20 protein-coding genes are annotated in these 18,833 nt (G+C 40.6%); 15 read left to right on the forward strand and 5 right to left on the reverse strand.

Annotated features, from left to right (window positions below):
- Positions 1-44: 44 nt before the first annotated feature.
- Positions 45-602 (reverse strand): PadR family transcriptional regulator, encoded by a 558-nt coding sequence (locus tag R50345_RS14010; protein WP_042127485.1) that lies wholly within the window; start codon positions 600-602, stop codon positions 45-47.
- Positions 603-754: 152 nt separating this feature from the next.
- On the opposite strand from R50345_RS14010, the gene R50345_RS14015 reads away from it, so the two are divergent.
- Positions 755-2,203 carry an MDR family MFS transporter gene (locus tag R50345_RS14015; protein ID WP_042127486.1) on the forward strand — a complete coding sequence of 483 codons (1,449 nt, stop codon included), beginning with the start codon at positions 755-757 and terminating at the stop codon, positions 2,201-2,203.
- Between the two features lie 70 nt (positions 2,204-2,273).
- Here R50345_RS14015 and R50345_RS14020 read toward each other — a convergent pair whose 3' ends face one another.
- Positions 2,274-2,768: a DUF6803 family protein gene (locus R50345_RS14020; RefSeq protein WP_042127487.1), complete on the reverse strand. Its 495-nt coding sequence runs from the start codon at positions 2,766-2,768 to the stop codon at positions 2,274-2,276.
- A 128-nt stretch (positions 2,769-2,896) separates the two neighbouring features.
- On the opposite strand from R50345_RS14020, the gene R50345_RS14025 reads away from it, so the two are divergent.
- On the forward strand, positions 2,897-3,577 hold the full coding sequence (locus R50345_RS14025; RefSeq protein ID WP_042127488.1) for an HAD family hydrolase: 681 nt from the start codon (positions 2,897-2,899) through the stop codon (positions 3,575-3,577).
- Positions 3,574-4,170, forward strand: a complete 597-nt coding sequence (locus R50345_RS14030; RefSeq protein WP_042127490.1) for a GNAT family N-acetyltransferase — start codon at positions 3,574-3,576, stop codon at positions 4,168-4,170. Before R50345_RS14025 ends, R50345_RS14030 begins: the two co-directional genes overlap by 4 nt.
- A gap of 78 nt (positions 4,171-4,248) precedes the next feature.
- Here the strand turns inward: R50345_RS14030 and R50345_RS14035 are convergent, their stop codons facing one another.
- Entirely contained in the window at positions 4,249-5,301 is a 1,053-nt protein-coding gene (locus tag R50345_RS14035) for a 2,3-butanediol dehydrogenase (RefSeq protein WP_042127492.1), read from the reverse strand.
- A 325-nt stretch (positions 5,302-5,626) separates the two neighbouring features.
- On the opposite strand from R50345_RS14035, the gene R50345_RS14040 reads away from it, so the two are divergent.
- The 4 genes from R50345_RS14040 (at position 5,627) to R50345_RS30305 (ending at position 9,932) form a co-directional block, all read left to right on the forward strand.
- Positions 5,627-6,652, forward strand: a complete 1,026-nt coding sequence (locus R50345_RS14040) for a LacI family DNA-binding transcriptional regulator (protein WP_042132164.1) — start codon at positions 5,627-5,629, stop codon at positions 6,650-6,652.
- A 72-nt stretch (positions 6,653-6,724) separates the two neighbouring features.
- Positions 6,725-7,663: a cysteine synthase A gene (cysK, locus tag R50345_RS14045; protein WP_042127494.1), complete on the forward strand. Its 939-nt coding sequence runs from the start codon at positions 6,725-6,727 to the stop codon at positions 7,661-7,663.
- 217 nt (positions 7,664-7,880) lie between these two features.
- Positions 7,881-8,243 carry an acylphosphatase gene (locus tag R50345_RS14050; RefSeq protein ID WP_231574198.1) on the forward strand — a complete coding sequence of 121 codons (363 nt, stop codon included), beginning with the start codon at positions 7,881-7,883 and terminating at the stop codon, positions 8,241-8,243.
- Positions 8,244-8,378: 135 nt separating this feature from the next.
- Positions 8,379-9,932 (forward strand): TPM domain-containing protein, encoded by a 1,554-nt coding sequence (locus R50345_RS30305; RefSeq protein WP_052414596.1) that lies wholly within the window; start codon positions 8,379-8,381, stop codon positions 9,930-9,932.
- A gap of 106 nt (positions 9,933-10,038) precedes the next feature.
- Here the strand turns inward: R50345_RS30305 and R50345_RS14060 are convergent, their stop codons facing one another.
- Positions 10,039-10,485, reverse strand: coding sequence for a hypothetical protein (locus R50345_RS14060; RefSeq protein ID WP_156114796.1), 447 nt, complete (start codon positions 10,483-10,485; stop codon positions 10,039-10,041).
- A complete protein-coding gene (locus R50345_RS14065) occupies positions 10,466-10,687 on the reverse strand; it encodes a helix-turn-helix transcriptional regulator (protein WP_042127498.1) in 222 nt (73 codons plus the stop codon). Before R50345_RS14065 ends, R50345_RS14060 begins: the two co-directional genes overlap by 20 nt.
- A 185-nt stretch (positions 10,688-10,872) precedes the next feature.
- Between R50345_RS14065 and R50345_RS14070 the strand changes: the two genes are divergently transcribed.
- The 8 genes from R50345_RS14070 to R50345_RS14105 all read left to right on the forward strand — a co-directional run bounded on the left by R50345_RS14070 (position 10,873) and on the right by R50345_RS14105 (position 18,833).
- Positions 10,873-11,817, forward strand: coding sequence for an ABC transporter ATP-binding protein (locus R50345_RS14070; RefSeq protein ID WP_052414597.1), 945 nt, complete (start codon positions 10,873-10,875; stop codon positions 11,815-11,817).
- Positions 11,810-12,478: an ABC transporter permease subunit gene (locus R50345_RS14075; RefSeq protein ID WP_042127500.1), complete on the forward strand. Its 669-nt coding sequence runs from the start codon at positions 11,810-11,812 to the stop codon at positions 12,476-12,478. The genes R50345_RS14070 and R50345_RS14075 overlap by 8 nt, the downstream gene beginning before the upstream one ends.
- A 24-nt stretch (positions 12,479-12,502) precedes the next feature.
- On the forward strand, positions 12,503-13,204 hold the full coding sequence (locus tag R50345_RS14080) for an ABC-2 transporter permease (RefSeq protein ID WP_231574199.1): 702 nt from the start codon (positions 12,503-12,505) through the stop codon (positions 13,202-13,204).
- Positions 13,205-13,382: 178 nt separating this feature from the next.
- Positions 13,383-14,498: a phosphodiester glycosidase family protein gene (locus tag R50345_RS14085; protein ID WP_042127505.1), complete on the forward strand. Its 1,116-nt coding sequence runs from the start codon at positions 13,383-13,385 to the stop codon at positions 14,496-14,498.
- A gap of 122 nt (positions 14,499-14,620) precedes the next feature.
- Complete coding sequence (locus R50345_RS14090) at positions 14,621-15,553, forward strand: LysR family transcriptional regulator (RefSeq protein WP_042127507.1); 933 nt, start codon at positions 14,621-14,623, stop codon at positions 15,551-15,553.
- Positions 15,554-15,569: 16 nt separating this feature from the next.
- Entirely contained in the window at positions 15,570-16,679 is a 1,110-nt protein-coding gene (locus tag R50345_RS14095; RefSeq protein ID WP_042127509.1) for a 5-methyltetrahydropteroyltriglutamate--homocysteine S-methyltransferase, read from the forward strand.
- Positions 16,680-16,819: 140 nt separating this feature from the next.
- Positions 16,820-17,947 (forward strand): 5-methyltetrahydropteroyltriglutamate--homocysteine S-methyltransferase, encoded by a 1,128-nt coding sequence (locus R50345_RS14100; RefSeq protein WP_042127512.1) that lies wholly within the window; start codon positions 16,820-16,822, stop codon positions 17,945-17,947.
- A 166-nt stretch (positions 17,948-18,113) separates the two neighbouring features.
- Positions 18,114-18,833, forward strand: a complete 720-nt coding sequence (locus tag R50345_RS14105) for a YebC/PmpR family DNA-binding transcriptional regulator (protein WP_042127514.1) — start codon at positions 18,114-18,116, stop codon at positions 18,831-18,833.

The raw sequence follows: 18,833 nt of genomic DNA on the forward strand, positions 1-18,833 counted from the left end.
AAAGAGACTTTGCGTATTTACGCGAAGTCTCTTTTTACATGCAATCAACTAAGCGATTCTGTTGGCTCAAGCTCTTTAAGCGCCCATTCGCAAAACTGTATAGAGCTCTCCATATCCAGCACACGCTTCTGAATGAGTAAATAACGTCCAAAAGTCGTTGCTTTTAATTCGCGAGTCTCACCTCGTTCATCACGTAAAACTTCGTTGGCTTTCAGCAAGACCTTGTAGCGCTCTAGTTCGCTTTTACAAAACTCTGCACGTTTTTGCAGAAGGTCCTTTGCCTCCTCAGGTTTGGAGAGCCATAAGCTATACAGCTTGAAATGCAGCTCGTCCCGAAGAACTGGAGGCTCCGCTGGGGTTTCCACCCATTTCCGCAATTGCTCAAGTCCTGCTTCCGTAATGGAGTATTCCTTTTTATCCGGCTTATCCGATTGCTGAATGAGCTGATATGAAATGAAACCTTGCTGCTCCATGCTCATTAGAAGCGGATAGATTTGACTATGTCCGGCTCGCCATAACGGTTTGATATTTTGTGTTAGTTCATATCCAGACAACGAGTTAGCACTAAGTAAAGTCAGAAGACCATAAGACAGTGTATTCATTACTCTGAAGCCCTCCAGTTATTATTATTCCGTTAATATTGTGATTTTTGGGCATATGTCATGATTGACATATCGTCTATACGATTATAACATTGTTTAAGTTAAATTATATATGTAAAAGTAGACATATAAAAAAGATAAGGAGGGGTAGCATGGATGTTAAACAAGAAAGTAAAATTCATTTTTGGCCTATAATGATTGCCATATTCTTTGGAAATTTCGTCTCTGTCTTAAGTACAACGACCATCAACATAGCTGTTCCTCTTTTAATGAATCATTTTCATTCGAACCTGAACACTATGCAATGGATGGTTACAGGTTTTATGCTAGCAACAGGAGTGACTGCACCACTTGCCGGATATCTGGGTGGCAGATTCAGCTATAAGCGACTGTATCTGTTCGCTTTGATGGGATTCACCATGTTCTCCTTACTCTGTGCAATAGCTTGGAATCCAACCTCTCTGATTGTATTTCGAATGCTTCAAGGCTCTTGCAGCGGATTGATTATGGCTTGTACCATGACGATTATTTTCCAAGTGATTCCGTCTGAACGCAGACCTTTCGCTGTTAGCCTGTGGTCACTGTCCGCGATGGTTGCCCCAGCCATTGGTCCGACATTTAGCGGATGGTTACTTCAGTATGCAAGCTGGCACTGGTTATTCTTAATTAACATTCCCATTGGGATCATTGCTATTATTCTGACTGTAGCGTTAATTCCATACTATCGAATGAATGTTCCGAAGTCCTTTGATATTCCTGGATTTCTTACCGTAGTACTGGGGAGTTTATCATTGCTAACTGCATTTAGCCAAGGCAACAGCTGGGGGTGGAGTTCATGGAAGACCTTATCCTTAATACTTGTGGGTATCGTTCTTCTAGTTTACTTTGTCTTGCACGAGCTGAAGGCGGAAGTACCACTGCTGAATCTGCGCGTCTTCCGAAATCGCCGCTTTACTGCCATGCTTAGTATCTATAGCCTGGTGACGATAGCGATGTATGCTGGAACTTACTTAACACCATTGTTCTTGCAAACAGTAGAAGGAGCAACAACGCTTAAAACGGGGCTTATCTTATTGCCATCTTCGATTCTTCTGGCTTTACTTAGTCCAATCGTGGGTAAGATGTATCCAAAGTTTGGGCCTGTGAAGTTAATTTCTGCTGGTATTTTATTTATTTTCATCGGTTTATTCATGATGAGTCGGCTGCATACGAACGTTTCTTACAGCTTCATTATGTGGGCGATGGTCGTTCGGAATCTAGGCATTGGATTAGCCAACGTCCCAAGCAGCACAGCCTCTATGGAGGAAATTCCAGTCGAATGGTCAGGTCACGCCACATCAATCAACAACTGGGTTCGGAATGTCTTAAGCTCTCTCGGTATTGCGGTTTTCACCTCTATTTTGTCAACAAGATCCTTGCTTCACTCTAAGGAGTTAATTAACTCAGGTGCAGGTAATACTGATTCGATAAGATTACTATCGTTCACGATGGGTGTGAATGATGTATTCGTAGTCGGCTCAATCATCGTGTTGTTTGGATTACCGCTTATGTTATTATTGCGCAAGAAACGAAGTGTGATCTCCGTTCAAAGCACAGGATAACCTTCGTGTCCTATTAGATTAGAAAAGCAGACCAAGGGTTTAGCCTTGATCTGCTTTTTTATATGTTAAGTTAGTGCATCATGTCGCCCATTCCACCCATGCTGCCCACAATTTCCGGATTGATCATCCCAAAGATCATCGCGATATGCGCTACAACCAAGAACCCGCTGATGAGTATGAAATGAAGCTTCATTTTCTCTTCTTCAGTCCGTTTACGAGCGATCAGACCAAGATCTAACAAAGCTAACGGTAATAAGAAGAGCACTCCACTCAAATAGAAACCTACGGCTACCACATCCACCCACGTATGCCACTCGCCATTTACTGACAAAGGGATGAATGCAGTAGGGAACAAGTAGAGAAATACCCCTGTGAAGTACAATCCGGCTAGAATGCTGCAGATTTTGTTGAAGGTTCGTAACGAGCCTTTTAGATTCTTGGTGAATAAGATAATAAACTCTGTAACGGTGATCGTCTCAGCAAAAATCACGGGGATCGCCATGAATAAAATCAAGTTCCATGGCTGATTGTCCGCTAGCAAAGACATATAATGCGTCATGTTCATAAAATACTCCTCCGTTATATAAAAATAACTTTCGTACTGATCGTATTCGAGAAGTATGTGGAAAGTATGTAGAAACGAATGTATTATAAATACATCCATTAATTACAATCGAGGGGAGCAAGACGAGCGTGGGAAGAGGACTACGAAGTATTTTATTTGATTTGGATGGGACATTAACGGACCCAAAAGTAGGCATTACAAAAAGCGTAGAATACGCATTGAACAAATTTGATATTCAGATCGAGCATTTGGATATGCTTCTTCCTTACATAGGTCCACCTCTTTACGATTCATTTATTGAACTGCATCAGTTCTCAGAGGAACAAGCGCGTCAAGCGGTTATTTTCTACCGTGAGCGTTACAGCACCGTTGGGCTATTTGAGAATATGGTGATTGATGGTATACCGCAATTGCTGGAAGGTCTTAAGATTAATGGATTTTCATTGTATGTAGCCACCTCCAAGCCTACTGTTTTTGCAGAACAAATTCTTGAACGTTACAAACTAGATCATTATTTTGAGCATATCGGTGGTAGTAATCTAGACGGAACCCGATCTAAAAAGAAAGAAGTGATACAGTACGTCCTCGATCAGAATGCTATTCATCCAGAGGAAGCTGTGATGATTGGAGACCGCGAGCATGATATCATCGGAGCTAAAGGCTGTGGAGTGGAATCGATCGGTGTGACGTTTGGTTATGGGCCTAAAGAAGAACTGGAGCATGCCGGGGCAGATCATATCGCTTATCAAGTAGAAGAAATTGCGGATATCATCCAACATATATCATTAAGAGAGCGGTGTGCAAAATGAACCAACCTCGTCATTCAATCTTGGAGGGCACAACAATCAAGCTAGTTCCTATGGATGAAAGTCATGTAGAAGGGCTAGCGAGAGTATTAAGAAATCCGAATATCTGGGAATTTACTTGGCGAAAAATAACGTCGGACGAGCAGGTGCGGGATTTAATTACAACCGCATTCGCGAATCAAACCAATGGATCGCAAATTCCCTTTGTTATTATTGAACAAGCTTCTGGACAAATCGTCGGTACTACTCGAATCATGCATCCGGATATGGTTCATCGTAATGCTGAAATCGGATGTACGTGGATCTCGCCGGAATATTGGAGAACTAGTGTAAATACTGAGGCTAAATCATTACTGCTTCACTATTGCTTTGAAGAGCTTAAGCTGGTTCGTGTAGAGTTTACAGTGGTGGCGAGTAACTTGAGGTCACAAAGAGCAGTGGAACGATTAGGGGCTGTAAGAGAAGGAGTTCTGCGCCAGCATAGAATCAGATCTGACGGTTCGATTCATGATAATGTGGTCTTTAGTATTTTGGATAAAGAATGGCCATCGGTAAAAGAGAATCTACACTATTTATTAAATGAGAAGTACTCATAATTCTATAAAAGAGCAAAGAGTCCCTCTCTTATCGAGAAGGACTCTTCTTCTATAGATCAGCCACAGGGCTGCTTATGGTTATTGTTTAGGACTTACAAGGATTTTCACTTGATTTTTTTCTTTCAGTAACGCTTCGAACCCGTGTTCAATCACTTCGTTCAACTTGATTCTCTTAGTAACCAGTTTGTCCGCAGGGAAGTAACCTTGTTCCATCAGGCTAATTACTGCTGGGAATACATCACGGTATCCGATGATACCAGTTAAATTACGTTCTTTAAGTACGATGTTGTTTGGAGTAATCGTAGCATCTTTTTCAAAAATACTGACGATCATGATTTGACCACTCAATTTAGTGGAATTAATTGCCTGTGTTAGGACGGGAGGGACACCTGTGACTTCAAAAGCAACATCCACGCCACCATCGGTACGTTTTTGAATTTCTTCAACCACATCATATTGCTTAGGATCGATTACTATACCGCCTAGTTCTTCAGCTTTACTCTTACGTTCTTCGGAAAGTTCTACGACATAAATTTCAGCAGCACCGGAAGCTTTCAACGCTTCAATCACAAGCAAACCGATTGGACCCGCGCCGAAGACTACAGCTTTGTCCCCAACCTTTAATTGACTGGAACGAACAGCATGGAGAGCAACTGCAGAGGGTTCTACTAAAGCGCCTTGCTCATAGGACAAGCTATCAGGGATTTTGTGTACCATATGTTGGTCTGCTGCGACGTATTCTGAGAATCCACCGCCACCACCAGCCAAACCTAGGAAGCCCATTTTTTCGCAAAGATTGTATTTACCTTGTCGACAAGCTGCACATTCACCACATGCAAAGACAGGCTCGACAACGACTCGATCACCAACATTAAACTTGCTAACGCCTTGACCTACTTCCACGATTTGTCCAGAGAATTCATGTCCCATTACGACTGGAGCTTTTTCACCAGTAAGGGGATGATCTGTACCTTGGGGAATGAAAATAGGGCCGGCTACATATTCGTGAAGATCGCTGCCACAAATCCCGCACCATTCAATTTTGATTTTCACTTTTCCTTCAAGGGCTGCTGGTTCTTCAATCGTTTCTAACCGTAGATCTTTGACGTTATGCCATCTTAATGCTTGCATATCATTCATCTCCTAGATTAATTAATTGATAATAAATAGTGTTTTTCTTCTGTGAAAGAGGAAACGTTTCCGAGAACAAATATGTCACATAATTTTCATATTGTCAAATTTAAATAATAAAAAATTAATATCGAAAATTAGTGAAAAATTTCACCTAAACGTAGTGTTTATAGGCATAAATTGATTACTTGTACTTACTATAAGTGCTTTTATTAGCACATTTATGTTACAATAAACACATTGGAAAAGCGGCTTGGATGAGCCGGATGGATATAATAATAGCTATGATAACGGAAACGATTCCGAAAATGAGGGGACTATCAACTTGGCTAATAAAAACAAAGTAACCATAGAGGATGTAGCGAAACGAGCGGGAGTAGGTATTGCTACCGTTTCAAGGGCGATCAATAATTCAGAGGGAATCAGTTCCAAGACTAAAGCATTAGTGCTGCAAGTGATTGAGGAAATGGGTTTTACACCTAATACTTCTGCACAAAGTCTGAAAATTCGCCAAACGAAGCAAATTGCTCTGGCTGTGCCTGATATTCGAAATGCTATTATTCCAGATATTGCTTGGTCCGTGGAGCAAGCCGCTAAACAGGACGGTTATCGCGTGATTCAGATTAATACTTCCGGAAATCCGCGGACAGAGCTTGAAACAATCCGTGAGATCAAGAAATTACATGTCGATGGCCTCATTATCATGCCCCTTGCTTATCCCAAAACTATGGTAGAGCTAATCAATAAATCGAGCGTTCCAGTCTCCATCATTAATTACGGGAAGCGGATCACAGAAAACGTAAAAGCCGATATCGTTAGCCTGTCACGGTTTGAAGGTCAGCTTATAATGGAGCATCTAATCAGTATTGGTCGAACTAGAATCGCATACGCAGGTGCGCAGAAAGATCTCATTGAGGATCGTTATCTCGCTTATCAACAAGCTTTAAATCAAGTGGATATTTCTTTGGTTTATTTTGGAGAAGATTTCTCCCTGCAAACTGGGGTACAAGCCGCAGATTATTTTTATAGCCTGACCCATATGCCAGATGCTATTTATGCAGTCAATGACATGGTCGCTATAGGAATCGTAAACCGATTTAAAGAATTAGGGGTTCATGTTCCTGAAGATGTGGCAGTGGTAGGAGTAGACAATAACTCATGGACAACTATTACAACTCCACAGATTAGTTCAGTTTCGATCATGGGAAATGAAGTAGCTCGATTAGCTACTCAGCTTCTTTTGCAACGGATCCAAGATAATGTTACGGGTGACTACCAAAGGGTGCAGCTTGATCCGCGTTTAATCGTGCGAGAGTCCAGCGTTTCGGTTAGACGAAATACAACAAGTTGATAATATACTCTAAATCCTGTTAGACTTAATGCTAAGTAAGCTGATGGGTTAATAAGAAATGAGGAGAATATTATGGCTAATATATATAAAAGCGTAACTGATTTGATTGGCAATACACCGTTATTGGAAATCTCGAAATATAGTAAATCTCAAAACGTTGAAGCAAAAATCCTTGCCAAGCTAGAGTCTTTTAATCCTGGAGGTAGCGTCAAGGATCGTATAGGTTATGCGATGATCAAAGATGCTGAGGATAAAGGCTTAATTCATAAAGATTCTGTAATTATAGAGCCAACAAGTGGCAATACCGGCATTGGCCTTGCAATGGCTGCAACCAGCCTTGGGTACCCGTTGATTATCGTTCTTCCGGATACATTCAGTATTGAACGCCGTAAGGTGATGGCTGCGCTTGGTGCTAAGCTTGTATTAACACCTGGAGCTGAAGGGATGAGCGGTGCTTTGAGAAAGGCGGAGGAATTGGCAGCGGAAATTCCACATGCATTCATTCCACAACAATTCAGCAACCCAGCTAACCCGGAAATTCACAGAACGACTACAGCGGAAGAAATTTGGCGAGATACTGATGGAAATGTAGATATTTTTATCGCAGGTGTTGGTTCTGGAGGCACCATATCAGGGGTTGGGGAAGCTTTGAAGGCTAAGAACCCTTTGGTACAAATCGTTGCTATTGAACCGTTTGATTCACCAGTATTATCTGGTGGCCGGCCTAGTGCGCATGGAATTCAAGGAATTGGGGCTAACTTCATTCCGGAGATTTACAATAAAGAGGTTGTTGATGAGATTTTTCAGGTGAAGAATAAAGACGCATTTAACGTAGCGCGTGAAATTGCCAAGACCGAGGGGTTACTGGTAGGGATCTCGTCTGGCGCCGCGGTATATACAGCTACACAAATTGCTAAACGTCCAGAAAATAAAGGGAAGACGATTGTGGTGATTTTGCCGGATACTGGTGAACGATATTTAACGACTACTCTGTTTGATTTTAACGAATAGATTGAACCAACTTATGACTTGAATGTAAGCCATCGGATGGGTGCAGATCCGGAGTATTTCAATTTCTAGCACTGAGGTTAATACCAACAAGGAGGCTCAGCAGAATGCTGAGTCTTTTTGTGCATTTTGTAATTAAAGAGTGATAAACTCAGCCCCTTATTTTACCAACGGCTATGGTACAATATAGCATAAATCGTAGTAGTTCTAAAAAAGGAGTATGAAACGTGTGAATGTGTTCAAAAAAGTTAGAAATAATTATGTGATTTGGCATGCAAATCGTATTCAGTTACTGGATCTTCCTTCAAGTCCTGTCGTTAGAAAGCAAGTGGTTTTCTCAGGTAGAGTTCAAAATGTAGGATTCCGCTTGGAAATATATACGATTGCTGAAAGAATGAGATTAACGGGTAGGGTACGAAATTTAAACGACGGAAGTGTAGAGCTAGAAGTGCAAGGAGAAGAGCAACAAATCTCTTTTTTAGTTCATTGCATGCAATCATTGAAACGGGCATCTGTAAAGAAAGTAACTATGAGTGATCTGCCTCTTAATGAGAGTGAGAAAGATTTTACGATAGTGAAATAAGTACATATGGATTAGTGGAATTCTGAAGTTATCTTCATTAACTGTAAAATTTACAGATTAGAAATAAATGGAACTATTGCTTAAGCCATCCGTAACCGATAAATAAAAGAGATTATGATAGCGCAGGAGGTACATATGAACTACAGAATGTTTAGAAAAATGCTTCTTACCACACTTGCCACACTGATGTTAAGTGTTTTGCTTCTTCCGGTTTTAACTTCAGCCAAGACTGCAGTACCAAAGCATACGGGATCATTTTATGTAAATGATTTTGCGAATGTGATCGACGAGAAAGCTGAGAATTACATGGTGAACTATGGGATTCGATTACATCAGGATACGGGTGCTCAAGTCGTAGTAGTGACAGTTGATTCTACAAATGGAGTTTCGATGGAAGAGTATGCCACTTCGTTATTCAATAGCTGGGGTGTAGGTTCCGCGGACAAGAATAACGGGCTTCTATTGCTGTTATCTATAAAAGATGATGATTACTGGGCGGTACAAGGAAAGGGTATTGAGGATACGTTGCCTAACAGTAAGATTAAAGAAATTCTTTCTCAATACCTTGAACCTGATTTTGCAGCAAAAACATATAGTAATGGCGCACGCAAGACGTATGGTGCTTTTATTCAGGCCATGGGTGGGACTTGGGTGGAAACTGTCGGCACGAAAAACTATGTATCCGATAATGCCGGTGTACTCAAAAAAGTGACAAAGGATTATCTGAACGAATCTAGCAATAGATATAAAACCACAACTGGCAGTGGCATTTATGTGGTTACTGTAAAGAATGCAGGAGATAAGACACTTCAGGATTATACCTACATGAAGTTTGCCTCCGTTGCAGCAGGCCCTAAGGATGTTATGCTCGTACTAGATATTGATGGAGACAACTATCATGTTCTTCAAGGGAAGGACATCGATAAGATTCTAACTAACGATGCGATTAGTAATATTTTGGATACCGTACTTGAGCCTCAATTTGTAAAAAAAGATTACGGGACAGGTGCTACGGCAACTGTCAATGCTTTGTACAGTTTTTTGCTAGCAAGAGCGGATCAGGTCGTTGGAACAACAGGGACGGCAGGAAATAATGGGGGCACAACTGGTTCAACTTCGCCCTCAACAACCACTTCAGCAAAGGAGGCTAGTGTTAGTGTAGGCAAAGGTCTCCTAATTTACTTATTGATATTTGCTCCGCTCATATTGTTCGGATATGGTCTTTCACGACGCAATAAATATATTGAAATGTACGGTTTGCCATTTAATCCGTATAGCCCAAGAAATATTCGGCGGTATGGGAATTGGTACGGTCAAGCGGATTACGGTTATGGTAGACGTTGGCACAGACGTTATAATAATCACTATAATAATCACCATCATCATCATCATAGAAACACACCATCAAATAACTCACAGTCAAGCTTCTGGGGAAACAGCGGTGGAGGCGGCTCTACTAGAGGTGGAGGAGCAGGACGATATTCCTCAAGCAACGAGAATCGTGGGGGCGGAGGTTCGAGTAGTGGCGGAGGTGCAGGTAGACATTCTTCTAGCTCTTCCAGCTCTTCCAGCAGCAGCTACTCTAACAATGATAGTGGCTCTTCCGGTGGAGGAGGTTATTCCGGCGGTGGTGGATCATCAGGTGGTGGAGGTAGCGCCAGCAGTGGTGGTGGAGCGGGTAGACACTAAATAAATCATGCAATTAATAAGAGGTGCAAAGGAGCTGTCTCACAAGTAGAAATTCTACTACTGAGACAGCTATTTTAATTGGAAGGAGGGAGCTTATGTACCCCACTCAGTTTCTAGTATAAAACCATCTGAATAATGAAGACACGACTAACAGGACCACAAGAACACTTGCCAATGTGAAAAAGATAACCTGGTTGAAGAAAGATGAGATAATACTTCCAAATGAAAGCAACCAAATCATTAAATTTATAGTGGAGTTGTAACCTTTTAATTTGATGCTTTGATTTCTTTCATCTTCTTCAGAAATTACCATTTCTTCAAGCGCATTCTCGTCTTTAAGCAGCTTTCTAAGCTGTATTATGTTCATTACACAGACGCCTTCAATACCAAAGAAAAATCCTGTGATATACGCATCAATAGAAGCAAAATCTGCCGTGGTATTTAGCAATTTAATAATATAGGTGCCTATTACAGCAAGTCCACCAATAACAGCGATAACTATTTTGGTACGTAAACGTTTTTGAATCCTCGCTTTATATTTTTGATTCATCATTTTCCTCCACCTCAGAGAAATCAAATACTTCCTCAATCGTTAATCCAAAATACTTAGCTATTTTATAAGCAAGGATTAAAGAAGCTGTGTATTTTTCATTCTCAATTGAAATAATGGTTAACCGAGTGACACGAACCGCTTTTGCTAATTCCTCTTGAGATATTTTTCGCTCTTTTCGCAATTCTCTTATTCTTGTTTTCATGTCCTGCTCCCATGTATTAAATAATATCGAAAATTGCTTTCATGATGAAAACCGAAAACGACAACGTCGTACTTTCTTATTATATCAATAAAAAAATTTATCACAATCAAAATAAGTATAGTTAACTATACAATCTATGTATAGTCTGCTATACTTATTTTGGGTTTATTAAGGAGGATTGTGCGATGCGGAAAATTGAACTGAAAGATGTAAAAAAGACATTCGGGCGTGTAAATGCTATTAATGGATTGAGCCTTTCCATACAGGCGGGAGATGTTTACGCCTTATTGGGACATAATGGAGCTGGGAAAACAACTACTCTTCGTTTCTTATTAGGACTTTTAGAGCCTGATGAGGGAGAGGTATCTGTATTTGGTTGTAATCCTAATTTAGAGGGTGACACTGTTCGTAAAATGTGTGGTGTTTTATCAGAAGACGTTGGGTTATATGAGCCTTTGAGTGTATATGATAACTTAAGTTATTTTGCTCAAATATATGGTATGAAACGTAGTGATTACGACAAACGAATAGACGAGCTATTGAGTGGTTTTGAAATACTAGATAAGAAGCATTTGCCTGTTAAGGGCTTTTCTACAGGGATGAAGAAGAAGGTTGCTTTAACTAGAGCCTTACTTCACAAACCCAAAATCCTTCTATTAGATGAGCCCACGAATGGACTAGATCCAGTAAGCATTGATCATTTAAGAGTAATGCTGCATGATTTAGCACAGAAGTACGGGACCACCATTATTTTGACCACACACAATTTAGAAGAGGTAAAAAAGATCTGTAATAAGATCACAATAATGCGACATGGGAAAAACGTATATACTAACACAATGGCAGCATTGAAAGAGCAAGCCAATAGTAAAGTCCGTATTATCTGCAACCAAGATTTGTCCGCTGATTTGGAACGTCTTCATAAGGCGTTGTCTAGTCTTGAAATAAATATTGAATACAAGGTACAGCAAAACACGATTATCGTTGAACTAACAGAAAATATTGCGATTTCGAAGTTGATTAAAGTGTTAGCTACATTAGAGATAGATGTGAAGAATATTGAAACAAAGGGATTTGACCTCGAAGAGCTGTATATGCAGGTAGAAAATGGTGAGAAACCAAATGAATGAAATAGAAACCGTCTTTAGGATGCAGATAAAAGAGTATTTCAAGGATAAAGGTGCTCTGATCTTTCATTTATGTGCTGTAGTTCTCATAGGGATCGTTGCTCCTGTGCTTCGAATGAACGATACTGTTTTGTTGAGCGGATCAATCTTATTTCCACTTACTCTGTTAAAGCAATGGACAGCCAACAGCTTTGCGGGTGAGAAAGAAATGAAAACGATAGAAACATTATTATCCTCACCAATTAAGAGCAGAAGCCTATTTTATGGAAAATGTATGTTTTGCATCGTTAGCAGTGGAGTTTGTTATTTATCAATATTCGTTTTAATGCTATTAGTGAAGGGTTTCACAAATGAGCCTTTTCAAATCAATTTTTGGGAATGGGTAGGTATGTTGATTCTATTTTTTCATATTTTATTAGCCGTCACTTTAATAGGAGTAGATCGATCCAGTACTTCTGACGATATCCAGAAGGCGAATAGTAAGCTAAGCATAGTTTTTTATCCGATTTATATTTATATTGTTATTCTTTTTAATTTATTTACTCAGCATTTGATGGTGGCTACTTATTTACTATCAGCAGTATTTTTAGTCGTTTTGGTAGGGGTTAACTCTTATTTTATCTTTATAAAAGTTAAGAAAATGGATCGTTCGTATTTTTTGTAGAGTCATATAAGAAGGTAGGTGTTTTTGATGAAATCACAAATGTCTAGTGTTCTTCATCATGAATGGAAATATTTCGTAGCTTTAAAGCAATTTCGGTTTAGCATGCTTTTCTTAATCGTTGCACCAGCCATCTTTACGATGCTTGCCTATATTTATTTTGGCGAATTGAACTTTTATTATCCAATCATCATTATGGCTCTAGGTGTGCCTCGAATAACAGTAAATATGATCTCATATTCGATTGGAGGAGAAAAAGTATATAAAACCTTTGAATCTTTATTGTCAACGCCAATACGAACAGAGTCAATGTTCATTGGAAAGAGTATGATTGCAATCCTGATTTCACTAGTAATGCTGGTAGTGTCGTCATTGTTTACTTGGCTGACAGCAAACTTCATCCAATTTGTTTTTATGCATGAAACCAGCCTCATTTGGTTCTCAACAGCTCAAAGTATATTAATCTTTGATAATCTTCTGATTTGTATATTCATGATCTTTATAACTGGAATATTATCCATGGTAATGCAAAAGCCACGCCAAGGATTACATATTGCTTCAGCATTAAGCTTCTTGACGATGGTACCTTCTTTACTGGTTACATTTGGTGTAAAGCATCCATTAGAATGGTCAGCAGGGATTATGATTATTTTGCTGGGAATAAATCTATTCTTGATTTATTATGTGTTGCAGCGAATAAAGAGACCGCAAATAATGGCGAAATTATAAAGGAAAACTAACAAACAATCGCCGTATGATGAGAATCGTACGGCGATATTTTTGTGTATGCTTAGAAACTAATTATAACTAGTAATTTCCTTAACAGAAACTTTTTATGGAATTTATCGTCTATGATAAAGTTAGATCGTTATTTTCAAATTCCGAAATAGTCAGGGAGGAAAAAGAAGTGAGCACTTCATCATTACCTCAACGTTCCACCGTACGCAAAAAGAAACCAACCAAAAAACGTAAGAAACGGAGTTTTTTTCGTACACTATCTAAAGTGTTTTTATTTTGTTTAATTTTGTTGATTGCTGGAGGCGGCTGGTTTTACTTTGCACCTTCGGCTAAAAATCTGCGCTATTCAATCGCTGATACACTGATTACAACACAGCACCGCTACATGGCTAAATATATAATTGGCGAGGACGGATTAAAGGACAGAGTGACTGAATATAGCTCCCTATTTGAAGAGATGGGGGTCGAAAAGGACACACACACCATCACTCCTGAACCAGAAGTAAAAGAGAAACCACTAGTCGAGATAGAAAATGTATCAGGTACTGGGTATTCCGGATATGTCATGATCGTTAATGATCCTACAAAAGTCCGTTTGGGAATTCCAGATAAGGTAGGGTCAGGTGAGAAAGTAACTAGCATGGTGAAGCGCACAGGTGCTATTGCTGGAGTTAACGGTGGTGGATTTGCCGATCCTAACTGGAAAGGTAATGGATTTAAACCTATTGGTATTGTGATTTCACAAGGTAAGTTATATTACAACGGTCTCGGTGGCAAAAAATCCACCCAAATCGTAGGACTTGATAAACAAGGGAAAATGGTTGCTGGGAATTATTCTTTAGACGAGATTAGTAAAATGGGTGTTCAGGAGGCCGTTACTTTTAGCCCTCGTCTGATCGTTAATGGAAAAGGATTGATTAAGAACGCGGCTGAAGGGTGGGGGATTGCACCTAGAACAGCGATGGGTCAGCGTGCAGACGGAGCGATCATCTTTGTTGTCATCGATGGAAGACAACCTACTTATAGTATTGGAGCAAATCTATACGATGTGCAGCAAATCCTTCTTAAGCATGGAGCCGTGATTGCTGCCAATTTGGATGGAGGTTCTTCTACCGTGCTGGTAAAAGACAACGAGATTATGAACAAGCCATCCTCTCAATATGGGGAACGATATTTACCTACGGCTTTTCTAGTATTTGAGCACCCGGAGCAGGTTGATATGCCGAACATTTGGAAGGGACTTGACCCCTCCAAAATTGATGCTGCTAAGAAGCGTACACGCTAAAGCACGCTTAATACGTAAATATGATAAGGATTATCTTGGATTGCTATATGAAAATATGCTACGATATCACCTAGCATGAAACAGAATACAGAACTAACAGGTCTGGAACAGGGGGAATAGGAGTGACGTTGCAACAACTCCGCTACGCTATCGAAATTGCAAATAGTGGCTCCATGAATGAGGCGGCAAAGAAGCTTTTTGTCTCTCAACCGAGCCTGTCCAATGCCATTAAAGAGTTAGAAAGTGAACTGGGAATTACGATTTTTGAGCGGACCAACCGTGGGATCAGTATTTCCGTAGAGGGGATGGAATTCCTAGGTTATGCTCGCCAAATTATTGAACAGACGGAGCTTATGGAGAATCGTTATACTGGGAAAAAGCGTAGTCCGATCTATTTTTCCATCTCTACGCAGCACTACGCCTTTGTGGTTGACGCCTTTGTAAATCTCATGAAGCAGAATGACGTCTCGGAATACAATTTTAGCTTGAGAGAGACGCAAACCTACGAGATTATCGAGGATGTACGTACATTGCGCAGTGATTTAGGAATTCTTTATATTAACGAGAGTAACTATAAGCATATGAATAAACTGTTTAGTGACGGCAATCTGAAATTCACACCGCTTTTTAATACGGATCCGCATCTTTATGTTCGAACCGGACATCCGCTGGCTCGTAAGGAAGTTATTACTCAGGATGATATTGTACCGTTCCCTTATATCACTTTTGAACAGGGTGAGAACAATTCACTGCATTTCTCAGAGGAAATGTTAAGCTTTTCACAAATTGAGAAGAATATTAAGGTGAATGACCGAGCGACACTGACCAATTTATTAATGGGTACGGATTGCTATACGGTTGGCACAGGAATTCTGGCGTCTGATCTAAATGGTGATGGCCTGAAGACGATTCCTTTTGAGAGCAATGAAGTATTTACGGTTGGCTGGATAGCGCATAAAGATCGTAGACCGAGTGTAATGGCATCTAAGTATATCGAGATTTTGAATGACCTGGTTTCAGGAAGTTATTTTGATCTAAATCATTTTTTACTATAGCAGTAGGAGGATCGGTATGATTAGACCCGTAATTGGCACCCAGAGAAATGCTCCACCCTTTCGCTACGATATCGTTGGCAGCTTCTTACGCACGGATGAGATAAAAGCAGCCCGCCTCCAATATGACAATGGTGAAATCACGGGCAGTCAGCTTCATGAAATTGAGAATATTGAAATCGCCAAACTTCTGGAACAAGAAAAAGAAGTGGGTTTATTGGCGGTCACAGATGGGGAATTCCGCCGTTCCTGGTGGCATCTTGATTTTTTTGTAGGGATTAAAGGGACAGAAAAGATTAACTTGAATCAAGGAAGAGCGGAAGCGGCTCAGCGCGCGGAATCTTTTCGAATTGTGGACCGAATTGCCTTTGAAAATCATCCGATGATCGAGCAATTTATCGCTTTGAAGCAAATGGCTGGAGACCGAATTCCGAAAATGACGATACCTTCACCCGCTTTATTTCATTTTGTGGAGGAGTTTAACGGGAATGAGGTTTATCCGGATCAGGAAACGTTATTTCAAGATATTATTGCTGTTTACCGATCTGCAATCCAAGCGTTCTATGATGCTGGCTGCCGTTACCTCCAGTTAGACGATACAACTTGGGGAACGCTGTGTAGTGGCAGACATCGGGCGCATTTACGCAGCAGAGGTACAGATCCAGATCAATTAGCTAAGGATTATGTTAGGCTGATTAACGAGAGCATTGCCAATCGTCCACAGGACATGACAATTGCGCTTCACGTATGCCGAGGCAATTTTCGTTCTACATGGTTCGCTGCTGGTGGTTATGAGCCTGTGGCTGAAGAGCTTTTTTCGAATACTAAAGTGGATGCCTTTTTCTTGGAATATGATAATGAGCGGGCGGGTGATTTTGAGCCCTTACGCTTTATTAAAGATCAATTTGTAGTGTTGGGACTAGTAACTACGAAACATGGGGGTCTTGAGAGCAAAGAACAGCTCAAAGCGCGTATTGAAGAAGCGGCACAATATGTTGATATTGAGAAGCTTTGCCTAAGTACTCAATGTGGATTTGCTTCAACCGAGGAAGGGAATATTCTAACCGAAGAAGAGCAGTGGGATAAAATACGTCTCGTAATCGAAACCGCCCAAGAAATTTGGGTTTAAGTAAAAATACGTAAATCTGATGGCCTGCTATAGCGTAAGCTTATGGTAGGCCATAGTTTTTAGGAGTTACCAGCCCTTGATGATGAAGTGCTATAGTGAATGCAACAGAACAAGCACAGAGAATCAAGGAGGTCGGCCCCATGAGTACCATTCAAACAGGAACGCAAAGAACGGAAGTACCCTTCAGAGTTGATATAGTAGGTAGCTTCTTACGCCCGGAAACTATTAAGAGGGCTCGCGTTCAATTTCAAAACAATGAAATCACGGCAGACGAATTGCGCAAGGTTGAAGATACGGAGATTGCCAGAGTCGTGAAAAAGCAAAAAGATGTAGGTTTAAAAGGAGTAACGGACGGTGAATTCCGCCGTTCTTGGTGGCATTTAGACTTCATGTGGGGTCTGGAAGGCGTAGCTAAGAAAGTCAGCAAAGAAGGCTATTTATTCAATGGCATGGAGACAAGAGCGGAAACGGCAATCCTATCTGGCAAGATTCGCGGTACGAATCATCCAATGATCGCAGATTACAGACAACTGGCTAGCGTTGCCGGTAACGATGTAGTTGCGCGTCAAACGATTCCCTCTCCTGCACAATTTCTTGCTGAGCTTCAACGGAATCACCAGACCACTGTAGCTGTTTACGATAACCAAGATGAACTAGTTGCTGATATTGCCGCAGCATATCGTGAAGTGATTCGCGACTTCTATGAGGCGGGTTGTCGAAATCTTCAGTTGGACGATTGCACATGGGGGATGCTCTGTGACAAAGGATATTGGGAAGCGCGACAAAAAGAGGGTGTAAATGTTAACGAAATTGCTAAGTTGTATGCATTCGTAAATAATGAAGCGATTAAGGATCATCCTGCTGATATGGTCATTACCATGCATGTATGCCGTGGAAACTATGCTTCTACATGGGCAGCTTCCGGTGGATACGAGCCAATCGCAGAAGTGTTATTCGGAACTGTGGATGTTGATGGGTTCTATCTGGAGTTTGATACGGATCGGGCAGGTGATTTCGCACCATTAAGATTTATCAAGGATCAACAGGTTGTTCTAGGATTGTTCAGCTCGAAGACCGGTGAGCTTGAGAATAAAGAAGAAATCGTGGAGCGTATTAAAGAAGCGTCACAGTATGTTAACATCAATCAGCTATGTCTAAGCCCACAATGCGGTTTTGCTTCTACAGAAGAAGGAAACCATTTGACAGATCAGCAACAGTGGGACAAACTGCAATTTATTAAAGAGATTGCGGATGAAATTTGGCATTGATTTGATAAATAGTAGCAGGCTCCTGATCGATTCAGGGGCCTTTTTTATGAGTGTATTGTGACAGCTTAGAGGATTAACCTAGCAGCGCACTTTACTAGAGCTATTAATCAAGGGTATAATAAGTAACAATTGTTTTTAATTCATGTTGAAAGAGAGCGGGAACAATATGGGTCGTAAGTGGAATAATATTAAGGAAAAGAAAGCCTCCAAAGACGCCAACACAAGTCGCGTTTATGCTAAGTTTGGTGTTGAGATTTATGTAGCAGCCAAGAAAGGTGAACCCGATCCAGAAGCAAACCGGGCACTGAAGGTTGTATTAGAACGTGCAAAAACTTACAATGTACCAAAAGCGATTATCGACCGCGCAATGGATAAAGCCAAAGGCAGCGGTGATGAGAATTATGAAGACCTTCGTTACGAAGGGTTTGGACCTAACGGTTCGATGATTATCGTCGATGCGCTTACGAATAACGTTAATCGTACAGCACCTTTGATTCGTTCTACATTTAGTAAGAATGGCGGAAATATGGGTGTCAGCGGATCAGTAGCCTATATGTTTGACTCAACGGCTGTTATCGGTGTGGAAGGTAAAACCGCTGATGAAGTGATTGAGATGATGTTCGAAGCAGAGCTTGATGTACGTGATGTACTGGAAGAGGACGAAGCAGTTATCGTATATGCTGAGCCTGATCAGTTCCATGCCGTACAAGAAGTATTCAGAAATGCTGGAATTACCGAATTTACTGTAGCAGAATTAAACATGCTTCCACAGAACTATGTAACACTTCCTGAAGATGCACAAGCTCAATTTGAAAAACTGATTGATGCTTTAGAAGATTTGGAAGATGTGCAACAGGTGTATCATAACGTGGAGTTTGAAGACTAA

The sequence above is a fragment of the Paenibacillus sp. FSL R5-0345 genome (assembly GCF_000758585.1).
GTDB lineage: Bacteria > Bacillota > Bacilli > Paenibacillales > Paenibacillaceae > Paenibacillus_AQ.

Excerpts from the sequence above, each read along its gene's own strand:
- R50345_RS14105 (WP_042127514.1), top strand. The coding sequence starts at position 18,114 with ATGGGTCGTAAGTGGAATAATATTAAGGAAAAGAAAGCCTCCAAAGAC.
- R50345_RS14060 (WP_156114796.1), bottom strand. The coding sequence starts at position 10,485 with ATGATGAATCAAAAATATAAAGCGAGGATTCAAAAACGTTTACGTACC.
- R50345_RS14065 (WP_042127498.1), bottom strand. The coding sequence starts at position 10,687 with ATGAAAACAAGAATAAGAGAATTGCGAAAAGAGCGAAAAATATCTCAA.
- R50345_RS14075 (WP_042127500.1), top strand. The coding sequence starts at position 11,810 with ATGAATGAAATAGAAACCGTCTTTAGGATGCAGATAAAAGAGTATTTC.
- R50345_RS14095 (WP_042127509.1), top strand. The coding sequence starts at position 15,570 with ATGATTAGACCCGTAATTGGCACCCAGAGAAATGCTCCACCCTTTCGC.
- R50345_RS30305 (WP_052414596.1), top strand. The coding sequence starts at position 8,379 with ATGAACTACAGAATGTTTAGAAAAATGCTTCTTACCACACTTGCCACA.
- R50345_RS14050 (WP_231574198.1), top strand. The coding sequence starts at position 7,881 with ATGAAACGTGTGAATGTGTTCAAAAAAGTTAGAAATAATTATGTGATT.
- R50345_RS14010 (WP_042127485.1), bottom strand. The coding sequence starts at position 602 with ATGAATACACTGTCTTATGGTCTTCTGACTTTACTTAGTGCTAACTCG.
- R50345_RS14100 (WP_042127512.1), top strand. The coding sequence starts at position 16,820 with ATGAGTACCATTCAAACAGGAACGCAAAGAACGGAAGTACCCTTCAGA.
- R50345_RS14030 (WP_042127490.1), top strand. The coding sequence starts at position 3,574 with ATGAACCAACCTCGTCATTCAATCTTGGAGGGCACAACAATCAAGCTA.
- R50345_RS14015 (WP_042127486.1), top strand. The coding sequence starts at position 755 with ATGGATGTTAAACAAGAAAGTAAAATTCATTTTTGGCCTATAATGATT.
- cysK (WP_042127494.1), top strand. The coding sequence starts at position 6,725 with ATGGCTAATATATATAAAAGCGTAACTGATTTGATTGGCAATACACCG.
- R50345_RS14020 (WP_042127487.1), bottom strand. The coding sequence starts at position 2,768 with ATGAACATGACGCATTATATGTCTTTGCTAGCGGACAATCAGCCATGG.
- R50345_RS14035 (WP_042127492.1), bottom strand. The coding sequence starts at position 5,301 with ATGCAAGCATTAAGATGGCATAACGTCAAAGATCTACGGTTAGAAACG.
- R50345_RS14070 (WP_052414597.1), top strand. The coding sequence starts at position 10,873 with ATGCGGAAAATTGAACTGAAAGATGTAAAAAAGACATTCGGGCGTGTA.